The sequence below is a fragment of the Oceaniglobus trochenteri genome (assembly GCF_020529025.1).
GTDB classification, from domain to species: Bacteria; Pseudomonadota; Alphaproteobacteria; order Rhodobacterales; family Rhodobacteraceae; genus Oceaniglobus; species Oceaniglobus trochenteri.
The window spans coordinates 205737-225956 of the sequence record NZ_JACNMM010000002.1; the positions used below are offsets into that span (position 1 = coordinate 205737).

15 protein-coding genes, 1 tRNA gene and 1 riboswitch are annotated in these 20220 nt (G+C 64.9%); of the genes, 7 read left to right on the forward strand and 9 right to left on the reverse strand.

The features are described 5' to 3' along the window. Window positions 1-87 precede the first annotated feature (87 nt). Window positions 88-951, reverse strand: a complete 864-nt coding sequence (locus tag H7828_RS01240; RefSeq protein WP_226779120.1) for a hypothetical protein — start codon at window positions 949-951, stop codon at window positions 88-90. Between the two features lie 527 nt (window positions 952-1478). Further along, window positions 1479-1554 (reverse strand) — tRNA-Ala (locus H7828_RS01245). A 100-nt stretch (window positions 1555-1654) separates the two neighbouring features. Here H7828_RS01245 and H7828_RS01250 point away from each other — a divergent pair. After that, entirely contained in the window at window positions 1655-2932 is a 1278-nt protein-coding gene (locus tag H7828_RS01250) for a DUF2254 domain-containing protein (protein WP_226779121.1), read from the forward strand. On the opposite strand, the gene gcvP is transcribed toward H7828_RS01250, so the two are convergent. The 3 genes from gcvP to gcvT all read right to left on the reverse strand — a co-directional run bounded on the left by gcvP (window position 2914) and on the right by gcvT (window position 7414). Beyond that, window positions 2914-5757, reverse strand: coding sequence for an aminomethyl-transferring glycine dehydrogenase (gcvP, locus tag H7828_RS01255; RefSeq protein WP_226779122.1), 2844 nt, complete (start codon window positions 5755-5757; stop codon window positions 2914-2916). The genes H7828_RS01250 and gcvP overlap by 19 nt on opposite strands. A gap of 147 nt (window positions 5758-5904) precedes the next feature. After that, a complete protein-coding gene (gene gcvH / locus H7828_RS01260; RefSeq protein WP_226779123.1) occupies window positions 5905-6264 on the reverse strand; it encodes a glycine cleavage system protein GcvH in 360 nt (119 codons plus the stop codon). Window positions 6265-6283: 19 nt separating this feature from the next. Beyond that, window positions 6284-7414, reverse strand: a complete 1131-nt coding sequence (gene gcvT, locus H7828_RS01265; RefSeq protein WP_226779124.1) for a glycine cleavage system aminomethyltransferase GcvT — start codon at window positions 7412-7414, stop codon at window positions 6284-6286. A gap of 139 nt (window positions 7415-7553) precedes the next feature. Beyond that, a riboswitch (glycine riboswitch) is annotated at window positions 7554-7649 on the reverse strand. 85 nt (window positions 7650-7734) lie between these two features. Here gcvT and H7828_RS01270 point away from each other — a divergent pair. Next, the gene (locus H7828_RS01270) at window positions 7735-8280 is read left to right on the forward strand and encodes a gamma-glutamylcyclotransferase family protein (RefSeq protein ID WP_226779125.1); all 546 of its coding nucleotides are present in this window, start codon (window positions 7735-7737) and stop codon (window positions 8278-8280) included. Between the two features lie 22 nt (window positions 8281-8302). On the opposite strand, the gene gltX is transcribed toward H7828_RS01270, so the two are convergent. Further along, the gene (gene gltX, locus H7828_RS01275) at window positions 8303-9622 is read right to left on the reverse strand and encodes a glutamate--tRNA ligase (protein WP_226779126.1); all 1320 of its coding nucleotides are present in this window, start codon (window positions 9620-9622) and stop codon (window positions 8303-8305) included. A 171-nt stretch (window positions 9623-9793) separates the two neighbouring features. Here gltX and H7828_RS01280 point away from each other — a divergent pair, with 171 nt between their 5' ends. Together H7828_RS01280 and H7828_RS01285 are read left to right on the forward strand one after the other, a co-directional pair. Continuing rightward, window positions 9794-10198, forward strand: a complete 405-nt coding sequence (locus tag H7828_RS01280) for a metallopeptidase family protein (protein ID WP_226779127.1) — start codon at window positions 9794-9796, stop codon at window positions 10196-10198. A 97-nt stretch (window positions 10199-10295) separates the two neighbouring features. Next, complete coding sequence (locus tag H7828_RS01285) at window positions 10296-11237, forward strand: MBL fold metallo-hydrolase (RefSeq protein WP_226779128.1); 942 nt, start codon at window positions 10296-10298, stop codon at window positions 11235-11237. Between the two features lie 233 nt (window positions 11238-11470). Here H7828_RS01285 and H7828_RS01290 read toward each other — a convergent pair whose 3' ends face one another. Further along, window positions 11471-13135: an NAD+ synthase gene (locus H7828_RS01290; RefSeq protein ID WP_226779129.1), complete on the reverse strand. Its 1665-nt coding sequence runs from the start codon at window positions 13133-13135 to the stop codon at window positions 11471-11473. A gap of 215 nt (window positions 13136-13350) precedes the next feature. On the opposite strand from H7828_RS01290, the gene H7828_RS01295 reads away from it, so the two are divergent. Beyond that, window positions 13351-14751: an MORN repeat-containing protein gene (locus tag H7828_RS01295; protein ID WP_226779130.1), complete on the forward strand. Its 1401-nt coding sequence runs from the start codon at window positions 13351-13353 to the stop codon at window positions 14749-14751. 62 nt (window positions 14752-14813) lie between these two features. On the opposite strand, the gene H7828_RS01300 is transcribed toward H7828_RS01295, so the two are convergent. Continuing rightward, window positions 14814-16340 (reverse strand): cryptochrome/photolyase family protein, encoded by a 1527-nt coding sequence (locus tag H7828_RS01300; protein ID WP_342592276.1) that lies wholly within the window; start codon window positions 16338-16340, stop codon window positions 14814-14816. Next, window positions 16334-16996: an SDR family NAD(P)-dependent oxidoreductase gene (locus H7828_RS01305; protein WP_226779132.1), complete on the reverse strand. Its 663-nt coding sequence runs from the start codon at window positions 16994-16996 to the stop codon at window positions 16334-16336. The genes H7828_RS01300 and H7828_RS01305 overlap by 7 nt, the downstream gene beginning before the upstream one ends. 244 nt (window positions 16997-17240) lie before the next feature. On the opposite strand from H7828_RS01305, the gene H7828_RS01310 reads away from it, so the two are divergent. Together H7828_RS01310 and H7828_RS01315 are read left to right on the forward strand one after the other, a co-directional pair. Next, window positions 17241-18815 carry a 2-isopropylmalate synthase gene (locus H7828_RS01310; protein ID WP_226779133.1) on the forward strand — a complete coding sequence of 525 codons (1575 nt, stop codon included), beginning with the start codon at window positions 17241-17243 and terminating at the stop codon, window positions 18813-18815. A 359-nt stretch (window positions 18816-19174) separates the two neighbouring features. Next, window positions 19175-20212 carry a rod shape-determining protein gene (locus H7828_RS01315; protein ID WP_226779134.1) on the forward strand — a complete coding sequence of 346 codons (1038 nt, stop codon included), beginning with the start codon at window positions 19175-19177 and terminating at the stop codon, window positions 20210-20212. Window positions 20213-20220: the final 8 nt, after the last annotated feature.

Genomic DNA, 20220 nt, shown 5'->3' on the forward strand with positions numbered 1-20220 from the left:
CTTCAGCAGATCCATACCTGTCCGCCTCGCCCGTGGCTTTCCTTTCGCCGGCAAGGCGTGCGCCTTTCACCGCGCTGCGCCCCGAAACTATGGTACCGGGGCCGTCCCCCCCGGCACCGAAGGCTGCTCTGTTGCCACGAAGCGGCCAGAGATCCGCAAGGCAAATACTTTGCTGTTTGGATAAATATAGTTGTCGATCAGGATCGCGCCGCCCATCTCCTCACCGCCGGGGCCGTATTGCATCATGGACATCTTGACATCCGCATAGGGGCTCAACTCTCCCGCAGTGAAGATCACGTCACTGTCCATCCGCGCCTTCAGATCCCCGGGTTCGTGTGACCCGTGATAGTACCCGTCGATCGAGAGTGTTCCGACATCGGTGACGTATTCTTCCGTGCCGTCCGATTTGAAATGTTGTCCCTCAAGGTTGATGAGATCGGTATCAAATGTCAGGGAATCCAGATCGGCTATTACCCGCACATCACCCTTCAGATCGAAGATGACCTCTTTTTCGGCATGCACCCTGACCTCCGAGCTGCCTGTCCACGTCGAAAGATGTCGGGGCGGACTGCCACTCGGGGTCGGGAAGCCGATGACCCCGCGGACCAACTCTCCATCGACGCTTTCGGCATCAAAGAAGCGGACGTAGTCGGTCGATCCCTCGTGGATCGACACCCTCAGACCGTCCGGGCCAGAGACGGTCGTAAGTGGCGCATCAATTGACCCCTTGAGAACGCCAGCCGCAATCCTATTGCCATCTCCATCGAGCGTGCCGTTCGTGGTGGTGACGGTGCCGTCCGTGGCGTTCAGCTCCAATATCGAAACACTCGACGGGCCCGAGGTTACCGAAGGATCGGAAAAGCCGCCATGGGAAGCCGTGTCGCCACAGCCCGCAATGAACCCCATGGCGCCGGTCAGCAGGATGCACCGGCCATGTTTGCAAAAGGTCACGTTCTTTCTCCTGATCAATGAAAATCTGTGGCCGCGAAAAGCGGCAATGGCAGGGCATCATGAAAACTGCGGCCCGATGGACGGCACGCCGCACCAGAACGTCACTTTACATTGTCTATTGAATGACTTGCCGGATGAATGCCAAGGGGATTTGCGATCTGGCATCATTGGATGCCACGATGAATTGCGCAAAGACCGGTTTCTAGAATCCTCACCCCTTGGGCTGCCGAATTGTTTTGCTCGGCGTCTGCATTGTGTCGCATGACAAGGGAAATCAGGGCAAAGTGCAATCCAAAGTTTATCTTTGAATGCCAATTTCTACCTTTGGGCGATAAGCCCGACAACCTCCTCCATTCAATGACGCGATTTCGCGGAGATGCCCCGACCACGCGGCCCGGTGAAGCGGGTCATTTGATACGCAATCCACGCAGCTTTCCCCAAATGCGGCAATGCCGGCGCACGACCTAGCAACCCGCAAAAACGCGATCCAAGGCAAAACCGGCAGCTGGCTGAACTGGTGAGAAAAGTGGTGGAGTCGATCGGGATCGAACCGACGACCTCGTCATTGCGAACGACGCGCTCTCCCAACTGAGCTACGACCCCACTGATCTGCATGTGGACGATCCCGTCGAAACTGTCAAGATGGACGGCGCGCAAAGGGCGGGTCCGAGTCGCCCTCGCAAGGACCGGGAATGGAGTTTTCATGGCGTTCACACCAAAGATCATTTCGCAAACCTTCTGGCGATTGCGCCGCTGGTCCCGCAAGGTCTGGGTCAGGTCGGCGCTGATCGGCAGCCTCAGCCTTGTCGCGGTGGCCAGTTCATCGTTCCTGTCGGCGCTGGTGCCCGACGCGCTGGAAGACAGCGTGACCGTCGAAGCCTTGGGCGACATCCTGAAGATCGTCGCGACGGGCATGCTTTCGGTGGTCATCTTCTCGCTCTCGGTCATGGTTTCGGCGCGTCAGTCGGCCTCGTCCCAGGTGACGCCCCGATCCCACCAGATCCTGCTTGAGGACACGACGACGCAGAACGTCCTGGCCACCTTCCTTGGCGCCTTCCTGTTCTCGCTCGTGGGGCTGATCACCCTGGGCACCCATGTCTATTCCGGCAAGTCGGTGACGGTGATGCTGATCTTCACCATCATCGTGATCGCGCTTGTCGTGGTGTCGATCCTGCGCTGGATCGCGCATCTGACCAACCTGGGCAGCATGATCGAAACCACCCGCAAGGTGGAACATGCCGCCGAAGCCGCCCTGGAAACCTGGATGGAGATGCCCAGCCTGGGCGCGACGGGCCTGGTGGGCGATCCGGTGGGCCGCGAAGTGAAAAGCAAGCGGGCGGGCTATGTGCAGCATATCGCGATGCAGAAGCTTTCAGACCTGGCCGAAGAGGCCGACGGCAAGATCGCCATCATCGTGCGCCCCGGTGGCCTGGTGTCCGAAGGCGATACGGTGATGCATGTCACCGGCGACATCGACGACGACGCCCTGTGCGATGCCCTGTCCCTGGGCGACAGCCGCGTCTTCGACCAGGACCCGCGCTTTGGCATCATCGTGCTGAGCGAGATCGGGCAACGCGCCCTGTCGCCGGGAATCAACGATCCGGGCACCGCCATCGACGTTCTGACCCGCCAGCAGCGCATCCTGACCCGCTGGGGCAACTCGCCCATGGCGCTGGACAAGGACCGCGAGCCTGCATACCCGCGCCTCTACATGGAGCCGCTTTCGGCCGAGGGCCTGATGCGCGATGCCTTCGACCCCATCGCGCGCGACGGTGCCGCGCAGCTTGAGGTGCACATCCGCCTGCAAAAGGTGTTGGCGGCCCTGGCAAAAACCCACAACTCCGATCTGACACGGGCCGCGCGGGACGCGTCCCGGCGTTCGATGGAACGGGCGTTCGAGGCGCTCACGCTTGAAGCTGACCGAGAGCGCCTGCGCCGGGTGATGGCGCGGCTACCCGCGCTTCACTCGGCCGCGTCCTGATAGGCTTCGAGCGGGGGGCAGGTGCAGACCAGGTGCCTGTCCCCATAGACGTTGTCGACCCGGTTCACCGGCGGCCAGTACTTGTCGACGCGGAAGGCGCCCTTGGGATAGCACCCCTGTTCGCGGCTGTAGGGACGATCCCAGTCGCCCACCAGATCCTCGACCGTGTGGGGGGCGTTCTTGAGGGGGTTGTTCTCGGCCTCGCCGCCCTCTTCGATCCTTCGGATCTCATCGCGGATGTCCAGCATGGCATCGCAAAAGCGGTCAAGCTCGGCCTTGGTTTCGCTTTCGGTGGGTTCCACCATCAGCGTGCCGGCCACCGGCCATGACATGGTGGGCGCGTGGAAACCGTTGTCGATCAGGCGCTTGGCAATATCATCCACGGTGACCTGGGCCGATTTCTCGAAGGGGCGCGTGTCAAGGATGCACTCGTGCGCGACGCGCCCCTCGCTGCCCTTGTAAAGCACGTCATAGGCCCCTTCGAGCCGCTTGGCGATGTAGTTGGCGTTCAGGATCGCCACCTTCGTCGCCTGGGTCAGACCCGCCCCACCCATGAGCAGGCAATAGGCCCATGAGATCGGCAGGATCGAAGCCGAGCCATAGGGCGCGCCGCTGACCGGTGCCTCGGTGCCCAGTTCGGGGTGGCCCGGCAGGTGCGGCGCCAGGTGCGCCTTGACGCCGATGGGGCCCATCCCGGGGCCACCGCCGCCGTGGGGGATGCAGAAGGTCTTGTGCAGGTTCAGGTGCGACACGTCGCTGCCGATCTCCCCGGGCTTGGCCAGCCCGACCATGGCGTTCAGGTTCGCCCCGTCAAGATAGACCTGGCCGCCGTGCTTGTGGGTGATCTCGCAGACCTCCTTCACCGTCTCCTCGAACACGCCGTGGGTGGAGGGATAGGTGATCATGCAGGCCGCCAGGGCATCGCCCGCCGCCTCGGCCTTGGCGCGGAAATCCTCGACGTCGATATCGCCGCGCGCGGTGCATTTCACCACCACCACCTTCATGCCGCACATCTGGGCGCTGGCCGGGTTGGTGCCATGGGCGTTGACCGGAATCAGGCAGACGCGCCGCCCCTCGTCCCCATTGGCCCTGTGATAGGCCATGATCGTCAGAAGGCCCGCATATTCGCCCTGCGCGCCGCTGTTGGGCTGCATCGACATGGCGTCATAGCCGGTGATCTGGCACAGCTTGGCGCTCAGATCCTCCAGCATCTCGGCATAGCCCTGCACCTGGTCGGTGGGCGCGAAGGGGTGGATCAGGCTGAATTCGGGCCAGGTGATCGGCATCATCTCGACCGCCGCGTTCAGCTTCATGGTGCAGGAGCCGAGAGGGATCATGGCACGATCCAGCGCCAGGTCACGGTCGGACAGGCGGCGCATGTAGCGCATCATCTCGGTTTCCGCGCGGTTCATGTGGAAGACCGGATGGGTCAGGTATTCACTGCTGCGCAGCAGGGCGTCGGGGATGCGGTAATCCTGGCTCAGGTCGTCGCGCTTGCCGTGAATGCCGAAGGCATCCCAGAGGCGTTCCACCGTTTCGGGGCGGGTGGTTTCGTCAAGCGTGATGCCCAGTTTCGTATCACCCACGACGCGCAGGTTGATCTTCTGGCGCCGCGCCTCGTCGAGGATGGCACCGCGCAGGGCGCCGCATTCGACGGTGATGGTGTCGAAGAAATCGCCCGGCTCAACGGAATATCCCTGCGCCTCGAGCGTCTTTGCCACGCGCACCGCCTTGCGGTGAATCCGCTGGGCGATGGCCTTCAGCCCCTCGGGGCCGTGGAACACCGCGTAAAACGACGCCATGACCGCCAGCAGGGCCTGGGCCGTGCACACGTTCGATGTCGCCTTTTCACGGCGGATGTGCTGTTCGCGGGTTTGCAGCGACAGGCGATAGGCCTTGTTGCCGCGGGCATCCACCGACACGCCGACGATGCGCCCGGGCATGGAACGTTTCAGCGCGTCCTTGCAGGCCATATAGGCGGCATGCGGCCCACCATAGCCCAGCGGCACGCCAAAGCGCTGGGTGCTGCCCACGGCGATATCGGCCCCCATGGCGCCCGGTTCCTTCAGAAGGGTCAGGGCCAGCGGATCGGCAATGACGATCCCGATGGCCTTGGCCGCGTGCAGGGCCGAAATCTCGTCGGTGAAATCGCGCAGGTGGCCATGGGTGCCCGGATACTGGAACACCGCGCCGAACACCTTGTCGGCCTCAAGCGCATCGGGCGCGCCGACGATCACCTCAATCCCCAGAGGCTCGGCCCGGGTGCGGATCACGGCGATGTTCTGGGGGTGGCAGTTTTCATCGACGAAGAAGGCATTGGCCTTCGACTTTGCGGTGCGCTGCGCCATGGTCATCGCCTCGGCCGCCGCCGTCGCCTCGTCCAGCAGCGAGGCATTGGCCACGTCGAGCCCGGTCAGGTCGCAGACCATGGTCTGATAGTTCAAAAGCGCCTCGAGCCGCCCCTGGCTGATCTCGGGCTGATAGGGGGTATAGGCCGTGTACCAGGCGGGGTTTTCCAGGATGTTGCGCTGGATTGCCGGGGGCGTGACGGTGCCGTGATACCCCTGCCCGATCATGGACGAGAAGACCTGGTTCTTCTTGGCCACCTGGTTCATGAACCAAAGCAGCTCACGCTCGGATTTCGGCTTGCCGAACTCCAGCGGCTCGGCCTGGCGGATCGCCTTGGGGACGGTCTGATCGATCAGCTCGTCCAGCGAGTTGACCCCCAGCACCGCCAGCATCTCGTCCATTTCGGCGGGCGACGGGCCGATGTGGCGGCGATTGGCGAAATCATAGGGGCGATAGTCGGTGGGGGTGAAGGTCATGGCACTCTCCGGGCAACAAGGGAAGGCTCCGCTGCGCGGACCCTGGCCTTCGGCGAGGATATTTTCAGACCAAAGATGGGGCCTGGCCGGTTCCATCTTCGGTCGCCGCTTGCCCCGCCAAAGGCATTCGATCGTTCGGGGCTTCGGTCAGCCGATGAACTTGATGTAGGCGTCCTCGTCCATCATGTCGTCCAGCACCGACAGATCCTCAAGCTTCATCTTGAAGAACCAGCCATTGCCGGTCGCGTCCTCGTTGACCAGGGCGGGATTGTCGACCAGGGCCTCGTTGACCTCGACGATCTCGCCGTCGACGGGGGCCATGATGTCGGAGGCAGCCTTGACCGATTCGATCACCACGACCTCTTCATCCTTCACCACCATGCGCCCTTCCTCGGGCAGTTCGACGAAAACCAGATCGCCCAGCTGTTCGGCTGCGTGATCGGTGATGCCGACGACGACGACATCATCCTCGACGCGCAGCCATTCGTGTTCTTCGGTGTATTTCATGGGCAGGTTCCTTGTTGGATCAGCGTTTGAACGTGGCGGGGCGGAAGGGCATCTCGACCACGGTGACCGGATGCCGCCGCCCGCGCAATTCGGCATAAAGCGTCGTGCCCGGGCTGGCGAGGGGGGTCGGGACATAGCCCATGGACATCGGCGCCTCGATGCTGGGGCCATAGGCCCCCGAGGTGACGGTGCCCACCTCCTGGCCGCCGCTTTCACTGTCGAACAGGACCACCCCCGCCCGCACCGGGGCACGGCCTTCAGGGCGCAGGCCCACGCGGCGGCGCGCCGCGCCGTCGGCCATCTGCGCCAGCACGATGTCGGCGCCGGGAAAGCCCCCCTCGCGTGCGCCGCCCGCCCGGCGGGCCTTCTGGATCGCCCAGGTCAGCGCCGCCTCGACCGGGGTGGTGGTGGCGTCGATGTCATTGCCGTAAAGGCACAGCCCGGCCTCAAGGCGCAGGGAATCGCGCGCGCCAAGCCCGATCCACGCGACCGCATCATGGGCCAGCAGCGCGCGCGCCAGATCGGGGGCGGCGGCGTTGGGCACCGACACCTCGAATCCGTCCTCGCCGGTATAGCCCGAGCGGGAAATCGTCAGCGGCCCGAAAAGGGTATCGACGGCGATCACGTCCATGAAGCGCATCGCCCTGACATCCGGCACGAGGGACGACAGCACATCTTCCGCCGCCGGGCCCTGAAGGGCCAGCAGCGCGCGGTCGTCCAGTTCCTCGATCTCACAATCGTCCGAGAGATGGCTGCGCATATGGGCGATGTCGTCGGCCTTGCAGGCGGCATTGACCACCACAAACAGGTGATCGCCCATGTTGGCGATCATCAGGTCGTCACGCAGCCCCCCTTCGTCGTTGGTGAACATGCCATAGCGCTGGCGCCCCTCGGCAAGGCCCAGCAGATCGACCGGCACCAGCCTTTCCAAGGCCAGCGCCCCATCCCCGGCCTGCCCCGAACGGGCGCGCAGCCTGACCTGCCCCATGTGCGACACGTCGAACAGCCCCGCTTCGGCGCGGCAGTGCAGGTGTTCCTTCATGACGCCAAGGGGATATTGCACCGGCATGGAATAGCCCGCGAAGGGCACCATCTTCGCCCCTGCCTCGACATGCAGATCGTGCAGTGCCGTCTGTTGCAAGTCGCCCATCGCCATCCGTCCCCTCTCCGGCGCATGGCCGGGCAAATTCTGCGGCGCTCTCTGCGCCGTCTGACCTGCCCCCTCTGTCCCTTTGCCTGAGATCGCTATCCCTTCGGCGGACGCCATGGCGCCTCTCTCCAGAGTCTGTTGGTCGGCGGCGGTCCTTTGGCCTGAGAGTTTACCGGGGCGGTTGCTCCTTCGGCACCGGGGGCGCGGGCCCCGCGGATTCTCCCGTCGCTGACGGGCCGACTATTCCGTCCGGCGGACGATTTTGCAAGGGCAAGAATTGCCACTTGTGCTCGCCATGTCTCCGGGGGCAGATTGCGGCCATGATTGACCCGATGTTCTTTGGCTATGGCTCGCTCGTCAATCGCGCGACCCATGCCTATCCCGATCTGCGCCCGGCGCGGCTTGCCGGTTGGCGGCGTGTCTGGCGCCACACCGACATCAGCGAAACCGCCTTCCTGACGGCGGTGCCCCATGCCGATACCACCATCGACGGGGTGCTGGCCCGGGTGCCCGGCGGCGACTGGGCCGCGCTGGACCTGCGCGAAACCGGCTATGAGAGGGTGGCGGTGCGGATCGACGCGGCAGATGCCGCCGTCTACTCCATCGCCGAGGGTCGGCACGGGGCGCCCGAAACGCCACGCCACATCCTGCTCAGCTATCTCGATGCCGTGATACAGGGGTTCCTGCGCGAATTCGGCGCCGAGGGCGTGGCACGGTTCTTCGCCACCACCGATGGCTGGGACGCCCCGGTCCTGGATGACCGCGGCGCACCCCGCTATCCGCGCCACCAGACGTTGAACGACGATGAACGCGCCCTTGTCGACCGGGGCCTTGCCGGGGTCGGCGTGCGCCCGGTCCCCGCCTGAACGGACCGGGCGCGGCGCCCTCTCAGAGCTTTGGAGCCTTTTCGAGCAGCGGCATGAGATCGGCCATCTCGGGGCCGCGGGCCTGGCCGGTCACCGCCTTGCGCAGCGGCATGAACAGCCCCTTGCCCTTGCGACCGGTCGCCTCTTTCACCGCGCCGGTCCAATTGGCCCAGGTCTCGGGGCCATAGGGGGGCGGCGGCAGCATCTCCAGCGCCTGCGCCACGAATTCGCGGTCTTCCTCGGCGACGTCGGGGGTGGCGCCATCGCGCATCATCGCCCACCAATCAGCCATCCCGGCGCGGGTGGCGACATTGTCCTTCACCACCTCCCAGAATTGCGCCGCCTTGTCGTCGGGCACGCCCAGTCCGGCGATCTCGTCCTTGACCCGGGCGAAGGGCATGGCGGCCACGGCGCGGGCGGTCAGCGGCTTCAGATCCTCGGCGTCGAACTTGGTGGGCGCGACACCGAAATGCGAGATGTCGAAGCCCTCCACCAGCTCATCCAGGCTACTGCGCAATTCGACCGGCTGCGACGATCCCAGCCGCGCCATCAGCGAAAGCAGCGCCATCGGCTCGACCCCGCCGGCCCGCAGATCGCGCAGCGACAGGGTGCCCAGGCGTTTTGACAGCGCCTCGCCCTGCGGCCCGGTCAAAAGCGAATGGTGGGCGAACTCGGGGTGGCCATGGCCCAGTGCCGCCATGATCTGGATCTGGGTGGCGGTGTTGGTCACATGGTCGCTGCCGCGCACCACATGGGTCACGCCCATCTCGGTGTCGTCCACGACCGAGGCCAGGGTATAGAGAACCTGCCCGTCGCCCCGGATCAGCACCGGATCGCTGACGCTGGCGGCATCGATGGATATGTCGCCCAGGATGCCATCGGTCCAGGTGATCCGCTCCTGGTCCAGAAGGAACCGCCAGTGCGGGTCGCGCTCGGCGCGCAGGCGGGCCTTCTCATCCTCGGACAGCGCCAGCGCGGCACGGTCATAGACCGGTGGCTTGCCCATGTTCAGCTGCTTCTTGCGCTTCAGGTCCAGTTCGACCGGGGTTTCGAAACCCTCATAGAAGCGCCCCTTGTCGCGCAGGGTGTCGGCCGCCGCATGATAGCGGTCCAGCCGCGCGCTCTGACGCTCGATCCGGTCCCAGGTCAGGCCCAGCCATTCCAGGTCTTCCTGGATGGCGTCGGCGTATTCCTGTTTGCTGCGTTCCGGGTCTGTGTCGTCCAGCCGCAAAATGAAGGTGCCCCCCGCCTTGCGCGCGATCATCCAGTTCATCAGCGCGGTGCGCAGGTTGCCGATATGGATGTATCCGGTGGGCGACGGGGCGAAACGGGTGGTGGTCATGGGCAAACTCCTGTTGCGCTGTCCATTCCACAACCCGGCCATCTTGTCCAGAATGGCGCAGCGATCCGCATCTTTGGTCCTGCAAATATCCCCGCCGGAGGCCCGCCGCGCCGGCGGCGGCTACTGCCCGACGCCTCTTGCAACCCCGCCCCCCGCAGGCATAGTGCCGCCATGGACGATACGCCCGACACCGCCCCCGATCTTGCCCTGATCGAATCCCTCGCCGAAGCGGCGCGCGCCGCCCTGCCCGCCCCCTTCCGCGACGGGGCGATGCAGGTGCTTCTGCGAGTCGAGGATTTCGCCCCCGACCACATCCTGCGCGACATGCAGATCGACGATCCCTTCGAACTCACCGGGCTTTACGACGGAATCCCCCTGACGCAGAAATCCGTGCTCGACCAACCGACCGGCCCCGATACCATCTGGCTGTTCCGCCGCCCGATCCTCGATGAATGGGCCGCCCGCGGCGATATCGGCCTGGCCGACCTGGTGACCCACGTGCTGGTGCATGAAATGGCGCATCATTTCGGGTGGGACGACGACGATATCGCCAGCGTCGATCGCTGGTGGGAATGACCTGCGCGGCGACGCACAGACCCTGCGCATCGCTGGCCGGGCCGCACATTCGCCCTATCTCTCCCCCATCTGTTCATTCATTTACGGGAGATCGCCAATGTCCTCACCCTTTCTGACCCGCCGCGCCGCCCTTGCCGGCGCCGCAACCCTGCCCGGCGCCGCCGCCCTTGCAGGTCTGGCCAGCCCGGCCCTTGCCGAGGCCCACAGCGGTGCCGCCCCTGCCCCGCGCCACCACGCCTTCGCCATCGGTGATTTCAAGGTCAGCACCCTCCTGGCCGGCACCCGGACGGTGCCCGATCCCCAGAGCATTTTCGGCATGAATGTCCCGTCCGAGGATTTCGCCGAGGTCAGCAGCCAGAACTTCCTGCCCACCGACGCGGCGCAGTTCTTCTTTACCCCAACCGTCGTCGCAACGGGTGACGAAGTGGTCCTGTTCGACACCGGAACCGACCCTGACGGCATCAGGACGGCCCTCGCCGCCGCCGGCCATGCGCCCGAAGACATCACCACCGTCGTCATCACCCACATGCACGGCGATCATATCGGCGGCCTCATGGCGGGCGATGCCCCCACCTTCCCCAACGCGAAATACGTCACGGGCCAGGTGGAATACGACGCCTGGTCGAAGATGGACAACGACGGCTTCAAGGCCAAGGTCGCACCGCTCGCCGACAGGATGAGCTTCCTCAAGGATGGCGACAGCCCCCTGCCCGGCATCACCGCGGTCTCGGCCTTCGGTCACACACCGGGGCACATGGCCTATCACCTTGAATCCGGAAGCGACCGCCTCCTGCTCATGGCGGATACGGCCAACCATTATGTCTGGTCCCTCGCCTATCCCGAATGGGAGGTGAAATTCGACGCCGACAAGGCCGCCGCCGCCGAAAGCCGCAAGAAGATCCTGGGCATGGTGGCCGCCGACCGCATCCCCCTGGTGGGCTACCACATGCCCTTCCCCGGCCTCGGCTACGTCGAGACGCGCGGCGAAGGCGGCTTCCACTATGTTCCGGTCAGCTACCAGATGATGCTGAAAGGCTGACAGGTCCGAAAGGGAGGGCTGTCTGCCCCCCGCGGCTGCGCCGCTCCCCCCGAGGATATTTCAGGACCAAAGATGGAGAAAAGACCTTCACATCTTTGGTCCTTCAAATATCCCCGCCGGAGGCGCCTGCCCGCGCGGCGCAGCCATCCGGCTGCAAGCCTTGCAAGACAGCCAGACCGGGCGCCAACCGCCCAAAGGGCGCATGTCGAATGCGCCGCAGGCGCGCCTCTGGATTACGCTCCGCCGGGATCGCGCCAGCGGTTGACGATGGGATAGCGGCGGTCCAGCCAGAACGAGCGCTTGGTCAGTCGCGCGCCGGGCGCGGCCTGGAAGCGCTTGTACTCCGAGATGTAGATCAGGTGTTCGACCCGTTTCACCGTCTCGCGGTCATAGCCAAGGGCGACGACATCGGCGACCGAGGCATCGAGGTCAATCAGCTGTTCCAGGATCGCGTCCAGCACGTCGTAGGGGGGCAGCGAATCCTCGTCCTTCTGATCGGCGCGCAGCTCGGCGCTCGGGGGTTTGTCGATGATGCGGGGCGGGATCACCTCGCCCGCCGCGCCCATCATCCAGTCGCGGTGGTTGGCGTTGCGCCAGCGGCAGGTCTCGAACACCCGGGTCTTGTAGAGTTCCTTGATCGGATTGTAGCCGCCCGCCATGTCGCCATAGATCGTGGCATAGCCCACCGCGACCTCGGACTTGTTGCCGGTGGTCAGGAGCATCCCGCCGAACTTGTTGCTGATCGCCATGAGCAGAAGGCCACGCAGCCGGCTCTGGATGTTCTCTTCGGTCAGGTCGGGTTCCGTGCCCTCGAACAGCGGAGCGAGGGTGTTGGTGATCGCCGCGCGCCCCTCGGTGATCGGCACGAAATCGTAACGCGCGCCCAGCCGTTCTGCGCAGTCCTTGGCATCCTCCAGCGAGCTTTCCGAGGTATATTCCGAGGGCAGCATGACGCAGCGCACGTTGTCCGGGCCAAGCGCGTCGCAGGCGATGGTGGCCACCAGCGCCGAGTCGATGCCCCCCGACATGCCCAGCAGCACCTTCCTGAACCCCGTCTTGCCCATGTAGTCGCGCAGCGCCGTGACCATGACGCGATAATCCTGTTCCCAGGCGTCGGGCACATGGGCCTTGGGGCCCTTGGCGATGCGCCAGCCTTCGGGCGTGTTTTCGAGATCCACATGGGCGATTTCCTGGTCGAACAGCGGCATCTGGAAGGCCAGTTCGCCGCCGGGGTTCAACCCGAACGATCCGCCGTCGAAGACCTGGTCATCCTGTCCGCCCACCATGTTGAGATAGATCAGCGGCAGGCCGGTTTCGACCACCCGCGCCACCATCTGGTTGAACCGGGTATCCAGCTTGCCGCGGTAATATGGCGAACCGTTGGGCACCAGCAGGAACTCGGCCCCCGTTTCCTGCAATGTCTCGGCCACCTCGGGGTGCCAGGCATCCTCGCAGACGGGCGAACCGACACGGACATCCCCGACCGAATAGGGGCCGCCCAGGGGGCCGCTGTCGAACACCCGCACCTCGTCGAAGACGGTTTCGTTGGGCAGGTTGTGCTTGAGCACCCGGTGCACCACCGTGCCGCCCCGGCAGATGTGATAGGCGTTGTAAAGCTGCGCACCCTCGACCCAGGGCCCGCCGATGGCCAGCGCCGGACCGTCGGCGCAGTCGGCGGCCAGCGCCTCGATCGTGGCGATGGCGGTCTGGTGGAAGATCGGTTTGCGCACCAGGTCCTGGGCGTTGTAGCCGGTGATGAACATCTCGGGCAGCGCGACAAGATCGGCCCCGGCGTCGCGCCCGGCCTCCCATGCGCGGCGGGCCTGTTCGGCGTTGCCCTTCAGATCGCCCACCACGGGGTTCAGCTGCGCAAGGGTCAGGCGGAATTTCTGCGACATGGGGCGGCCTTTCTGCTTGTCCCGGCTCAATTAGCAGATGCCGCGCGAATGAAAAGGCGCAGCCGGTCGAAACCGCACCGCGGCACAGGCCTGCCGGTCGGGGCAAAAACCGTTGCGGGGGCGCGGGGCGGGCGGTAGGCTGAGGCAAGTCTGACATAACGAATACCGCCGTTCCGGCGGAAATGGGGGCACCGGTGAAGCACGACAGATCAGCCATGGCGACAGTGAAACGGGCGCTTTTGGGCGGGGTTGCGGCCATCGCCCTGCTGGGCGCGGCCCATGCCCAGAGCGACGATGTCATCACCAAGCAATACGACGACGGCGGGGTCTATGAAGGCACCTTCAAGAACGGCCGCCAGGACGGCACCGGCACCTATCGCCTGCCCAACGGCTATGAGTACACCGGCGAATGGGTCGAGGGCGAAATCTCGGGTCAGGGCACCGCGCGCTTTCCCAACGGGTCGGTCTATGTCGGCCAGTTTGCCAAGGGCAAGCCCGAGGGGATCGGCAAGATCACCTTTGCCGACGGCGGCACCTACGAAGGCGAATGGGTCGACGGCAAGATCGAGGGCGCCGGCAATGCCACCTATGCCAACGGCGTGACCTACGAGGGCGGTTTCCTGAACGCCCAGCATCACGGCCTGGGCCGGATGGAGACGCCCAACGGCTATATCTATGACGGCAACTGGGAAAACGGGGTGAAACAGGGGCGCGGCACCATCACCTATCCCGATGGCGCCGTTTACGAAGGCGACATGGCGGATGGCAAGCGGTCGGGCAAGGGCACGCTGACCATGCCCGACGGGCTGACCTATGTGGGCGACTGGGCCGATGGCGAGATCACCGGCCAGGGCGTTCTGACCCAACCCAACGGCGACACCTACGAGGGCGCCCTTGTCAACGGCGAGCGTGTGGGCCAGGGCAAGGTGGCCTATGCCGACGGCGCCACCTACGAGGGCGAGTTCCGCGGCGACAAGCGCGAGGGCCAGGGCGTTTTCGTGGCCACCGATGGATACCGCTATGAAGGCGATTGGGTTGCCGGCCGGATCGAGGGGCAAGGCACCGTCACCTATCCCGACGGGTCGGTCTATGTGGGCCAGTTCCGCGATGACCTGGCCGATGGCACCGGCAAGATCACCTATGGCGACGGCGCCACCTATGATGGCGAATGGAAGGCCGGCATCATCAACGGCACCGGCGTGGCCACCTATGCCAGCGGGCTGGTCTACGATGGCGAATTCGTGAACGGGTTGAACGCGGGCCAGGGCACCATGACCTATCCCGACGGATACACCTATACCGGCGCCTGGCAGGACGGCCAGCGCAACGGCAATGGCAAGGCCACCTATCCCGACGGCACCGTCTATGAAGGCGATTTCGTCAACGGCACCCGCGAGGGCCAGGGCACCATCACCATGCCCGACGGCTTTACCTACACCGGAAGCTGGAAGGCCGGCGAGATGGACGGCGAAGGCGTGGCGACCTATTCCAACGGCGATGTCTACGAAGGGTCCTTCGTCGCGGGCAAGCGTCAGGGCCAGGGCACGATCCGCTATGCCAATGGCGACGAGGCCTCGGGCGGCTGGGAGAACGGCGCGCTGACCTCGAGCAACTGAAGGGAACCGCGCTGACGCGCGGTGCCTGCGGCGCGAGTATTTCTTGCAAGAAAGAGGGGGCGTCAGACCACCTGGCCGTCGTCGAGCCTGTCAAGCAGGGCGGCGGCCTCGTTGATGACGGTCTTGCGGTGGCTTTCCTCCATCCTGTCCCAGGTGCGGTACATGTTGGCCATGCGCGGGTTCCTGGCAAAACGATCGCGGTGGCGGTTCAGGAAATCCCAGTAGAGCAGGTTGAAGGGACAGGCCCCCTCGCCCGTTCTGGCCTTCACGTCATAGGCGCAACCCTTGCAGTAATCCGACATCTTCGAGATGTAGTTGCCGCTTGAGACATAGGGCTTGGAGCCGATGATGCCGCCATCGGCGAACTGGCTCATCCCGATGGTGTTGGGTGCTTCGACCCATTCGAAGGCATCGGCATAGACCGCCAGATACCAGTCATGCACCTGCCCCGGATCTATCCCCGCGATCAGGGCGAAGTTGCCGGTGACCATCAGGCGCTGGATGTGGTGGGCATAGGCCTCGGCCCGGGTCTGTTCGACGGCTTTTGCCATGCAACGCATCCGCGTCTTGCCGCCCCAGTAGAGGGCGGGAAGATCGCGGCTATGGTTCAGGGCGTTGCCTTGCGTATATTCGGGGCCCTGCAGGAAATAGATCCCGCGCATGTATTCGCGCCAGCCGATGATCTGGCGGATGAAGCCTTCGGCGGCGTTGATGGGCACCTGACCATCGCGCCAGGCCTGCTGCACCGCCTCGCAGACCTCGCGCCAGTGCAGCAAGCCGGTGTTGAGATACATCGAGATGCCCGCGTGATAGAGAAACCGGTTGTCGGCCAGCATGGCATCCTGGAAATCTCCGAAACGCGGCAGGGCATGGGTGATGAAATGGGTCAGGGCCCGGCGCGCCTGGGTGGTGTCGGTGGCGAACCAGAAGGGGTTCAGATCGCCGAAATTGTCGGGAAACCGCTGCGCGACCAGGTCCAGCACCTCGTGCACGGTGTCGTCGGGGGTGAACTGCATCGGGCCGCTGAAGGCGATATCTTTGGGTGCCGGCTTGCGGTTGTCGTGATCGAAGTTCCACTGCCCGCCGGCCGGTTCGTCGCCCTCCATCAACAGGCCCGTCCTGCGGCGCATGTCGCGATAGAAATACTCCATCCGCAACTGCTTGCGCCCTTCGGCCCAGTGTTCGAAATCCTCGTGGCTGGCCAGGAACCGGTCGTCGGGCAGCTGTGTCACCTTCAGCGGGCAATGGGCCAGCGCGTCGATCAGCCGCCATTCGCCCGGTTCGGTGGCAAGCACCTCCTGCGCGCCGTGTTCCTCCGCGCGGCGCAGCAATTCGCCGCAGATCGAGCCGGCGTTGTCGGGATCGTCCAGCCGGGTATAGGCCACCTGCCAGCCGTCATCCCGCAGCCGGGCGGCGAACTTGCGCATGGCGGCCAGCACGAAGGCGATCTTCTTGGGGTGATGGGCCACATAGGTGGTTTCATCGCCAACCTCGGCCATGACGATCATGTCGTCCTTCGTGGCCTGTTGCAGCGCCGCGATATCAGGCGAAAGCTGATCGCCCAGGATGAGGATCAGGCGTTTCACCACGGAATGGTCGCGCCGGAATAATCGAAGAACCCGCCCGATTGCGCCGGTTCCAGCGCGGCGATGACATCGACCAGGTTCTTCGCCGCCACCTCGGGGGTGACCTTGGCGTGGTCGGGATAATCGGCGGTGAAGGCGGTTGCGACGGTGCCGGGGTGCAGGCAGACGGCGATGGCCTGGCGGTGGCTGCGCGCCAGTTCGATCGCGCCGCCATGGATGAACTGGTTCAGCGCCGCCTTGGAGGCGCGATATCCGTGCCAGCCGCCCAACCCATTGTCGCCGATGCTGCCCACCCGGGCCGAAAGGGCGGCGAAGACTGCCCGCCGGTCACGCGGCAGAAGGCGCAGGGCGTGTTTCAGGATCAGCGCGGGGCCGATGGCATTGGTGGCGAACTGCGCCGCCAGCGCCCCGCCCTCAAGTGCCCTGAGCGATTTTTCCGGCGGCCTTGCGTCGATGACCAAAGCGCCCGTTGCCACGAAAACCAGATCGAAAGGGCCCGCAAGCGCGCCAAGGTGGCGTTCGATGCTGGCCTCGTCGGTGATGTCGAGCCCGTCTGCACTGCGCGACAGGGGGGTGACGGCAACGACCCGCCCCTGCAGTTCGCCCGCGATGGCGCGCCCGATGCCGCCCGATGCCCCGATGACCAGTGCCTGTTCCATGAGCCAGAGCTAGGCCCGCGCCCTGCCCCGTCAAGCGGGCGATTTCGGGGTTTACATTCGGGCGCGGCCGGGTATCGTTTGCGCCATGGAACACCGCGCCCATACCCCCGCCCTGAGTGCCGAAACGGCACCGCTTGGCCTGCGCGGCCTGCTTCTTCTTAGTCGCCTCTGAGCGTGCCTTCGGCGCGACCGCTCAGGGGTGGACCAGCGCCGGAAGAACAGAAGCACCAAGGATACCAATGACATGACCGATACCACCAAACGCGACCGCGTCGTGATTTTCGACACCACCCTGCGCGACGGCGAACAATCGCCCGGCGCCACCATGACCCATGCGGAAAAGCTGGAGATTGCCGAACTGCTGGACGACATGGGCGTCGACGTGATCGAGGCCGGGTTTCCGATTGCCTCGGAAGGGGATTTCAACGCCGTCAGCGAAATCGCCAGGCGCAGCAAGGACGCGGTGATCTGCGGGTTGGCGCGGGCCAACTTCAAGGACATCGACCGCTGCTGGGAGGCGGTGAAACACGCCGCGCAGCCGCGCATCCACACCTTCATCGGCACGTCCCCGCTGCACCGCGAGATGCACAAGCTGAACCAGGACGAGATGGCCGAGCGCATCCACGACACCGTGACCCATGCCCGCAACCTGAGCGACAACATCCAGTGGTCGCCCATGGATGCCACCCGCACGGAAGCGGATTACCTGAAGCGGGTGGTGGAAATCGCCATCAAGGCCGGCGCGACGACCATCAACATTCCCGATACCGTAGGCTATACCGCGCCGGTGGAATCCGCCGACCTGATCCGCATGCTGATCGCCGAGGTGCCCGGCGCGGACGAGGTGATCTTTGCCACCCACTGCCACAACGATCTGGGCATGGCGACGGCCAATTCGCTGGCGGCGGTGGCCGGGGGCGCGCGCCAGATCGAATGCACGATCAACGGCTTGGGCGAACGCGCGGGCAACACCGCCCTGGAAGAGGTGGTGATGGCGCTGAGGGTGCGGGGCGACATCATGCCCTGGGACACCCGGATCGACACGACGAAGATCATGCACATCAGCCGCCGTGTCGCCACCGTCTCGGGCTTTCCGGTACAGTTCAACAAGGCCATCGTGGGCAAGAACGCCTTTGCACATGAATCGGGCATCCACCAGGACGGGATGCTGAAGAACGCCGAAACCTTCGAAATCATGCGCCCCGCCGACGTGGGGTTGAAGGAAACCAACCTTGTCCTGGGCAAGCATTCGGGCCGCGCCGCCCTGCGTGCCAAGCTGAAGGAACTGGGGTTCGAACTGGCCGACAACCAATTGAACGACGTCTTTGTGCGCTTCAAGGACCTGGCCGACCGCAAGAAGGAGGTCTACGAAGAAGACTTGGAAGCGTTGATGCGCGACCAGTCCAAGGGCGAAGGCGAACGGGTGAAGGTGAAGTTCCTGCGCGTCGTCTGCGGCACCGAAAGCCCGCAAAAGGCTGAGCTGACCCTGACCGTCGATGGCACCGACCACGAGGTCACCGCAACCGGCGACGGTCCGGTGGATGCCACCTTCAAGGCGATCAAGCAGGTGGTCAGCCACGATGCCCGGCTGCAACTCTACCAGGTGCACGCCGTGACCGAAGGCACCGATGCCCAGGCCACCGTCACCGTCCGGATGGAGGAGAATGGCCGCATCGTCACCGGTGAATCGGCCGATACCGATACCGTCGTGGCCAGCGCCAAGGCCTATGTGGCGGCCCTGAACCGCCTGCTGCTGCGGCGCGAAATGGCCGGCCCCGACGCCGATGTGAAGGGTGTCAGCTACAAGGACGCGGGCTGAGACTCGGGGCGGGTGCGGGGTTTCGGCCCTGCCCCCGCCCAAGGCATTGTCGCACCGGGCGGGCGAAACCTCAGGCCCGTTCGGCGATTGTTTCAACGCCGATAAAGATATTTTGCCGTTTTCCAGAATTGCACATTTCGAACAATTTTGACCCTTTCGTCGCAGCCTGCGCATCCAGCCTTTCACTTAACCGACAATACCCCGCTTTCCCGCCCGCCCCGGCCGGCCACCTCGCGCGGGAATGCGCCGAAATCTCCGGCCCGGGGCCTTTCGCCGCTTCGCGCCGGGGCATATAAGGCGGCCTCGTCTGCGCCGGGTGGAGTCGCGGACCCGACACGTCATTTGGGGGCTGCCTGCCGATGGGAAGTTTTACCGGTCTGTTTTCGTCCGACATGGCCATTGACCTGGGAACAGCGAACACGCTGGTCTATGTCAAGGGCAAGGGCATCGTTCTGAACGAACCTTCGGTGGTGGCCTATCACCTGAAGGACGGTCGCAAGCAGGTGCTGGCGGTCGGGGAAGATGCCAAGCTGATGCTGGGCCGCACCCCCGGCAGCATCCAGGCGATCCGCCCGATGCGCGAAGGGGTCATCGCCGATTTCGACGTGGCCGAAGAAATGATCAAGCATTTCATCCGCAAGGTTCACAAGCGCACGACCTTTTCCAAGCCCAAGATCATCGTCTGCGTCCCCCACGGCGCAACGCCGGTCGAAAAGCGGGCGATCCGCCAGTCGGTCATCAGCGCGGGCGCCCGCAAGGCCGGCCTGATCGCTGAACCCATCGCCGCCGCCATAGGGGCCGGCATGCCGATCACCGACCCGACCGGGAACATGGTCGTCGATATAGGGGGGGGCACCACCGAGGTGGCGGTGCTGTCGCTTGGCGATATCGTCTATGCCCGCAGCGTGCGGGTGGGCGGCGACCGGATGGACGAGGCGATCATCAGCTACCTGCGCCGCCAGCAGAATCTGCTGATCGGCGAATCGACGGCCGAGCGGATCAAGACCACCATCGGCACCAGCCGGATGCCCGACGACGGGCGCGGCGCGGCCCTGCAGATCCGCGGGCGCGACCTGTTGAACGGCGTGCCCAAGGAAACCGAGATCAACCAGGCCCAGGTGGCCGAGGCGCTGTCCGAACCCGTGCAGCAGATCTGCGAGGCGGTGATGATCGCGCTGGAAGCGACACCGCCCGACCTGGCCGCCGACATCGTCGATCGGGGCGTCATGCTGACCGGAGGCGGCGCGCTTCTGGGCGATCTTGACCTGGCGCTGCGCGAACAGACCGGGCTGGCCGTGTCCGTGGCCGACGAATCGCTGAACTGCGTTGCCCTGGGCACTGGAAAAGCTCTGGAATACGAAAGACAGCTTGCCCATGTCATCGACTACGACAGCTAACGCCGAGG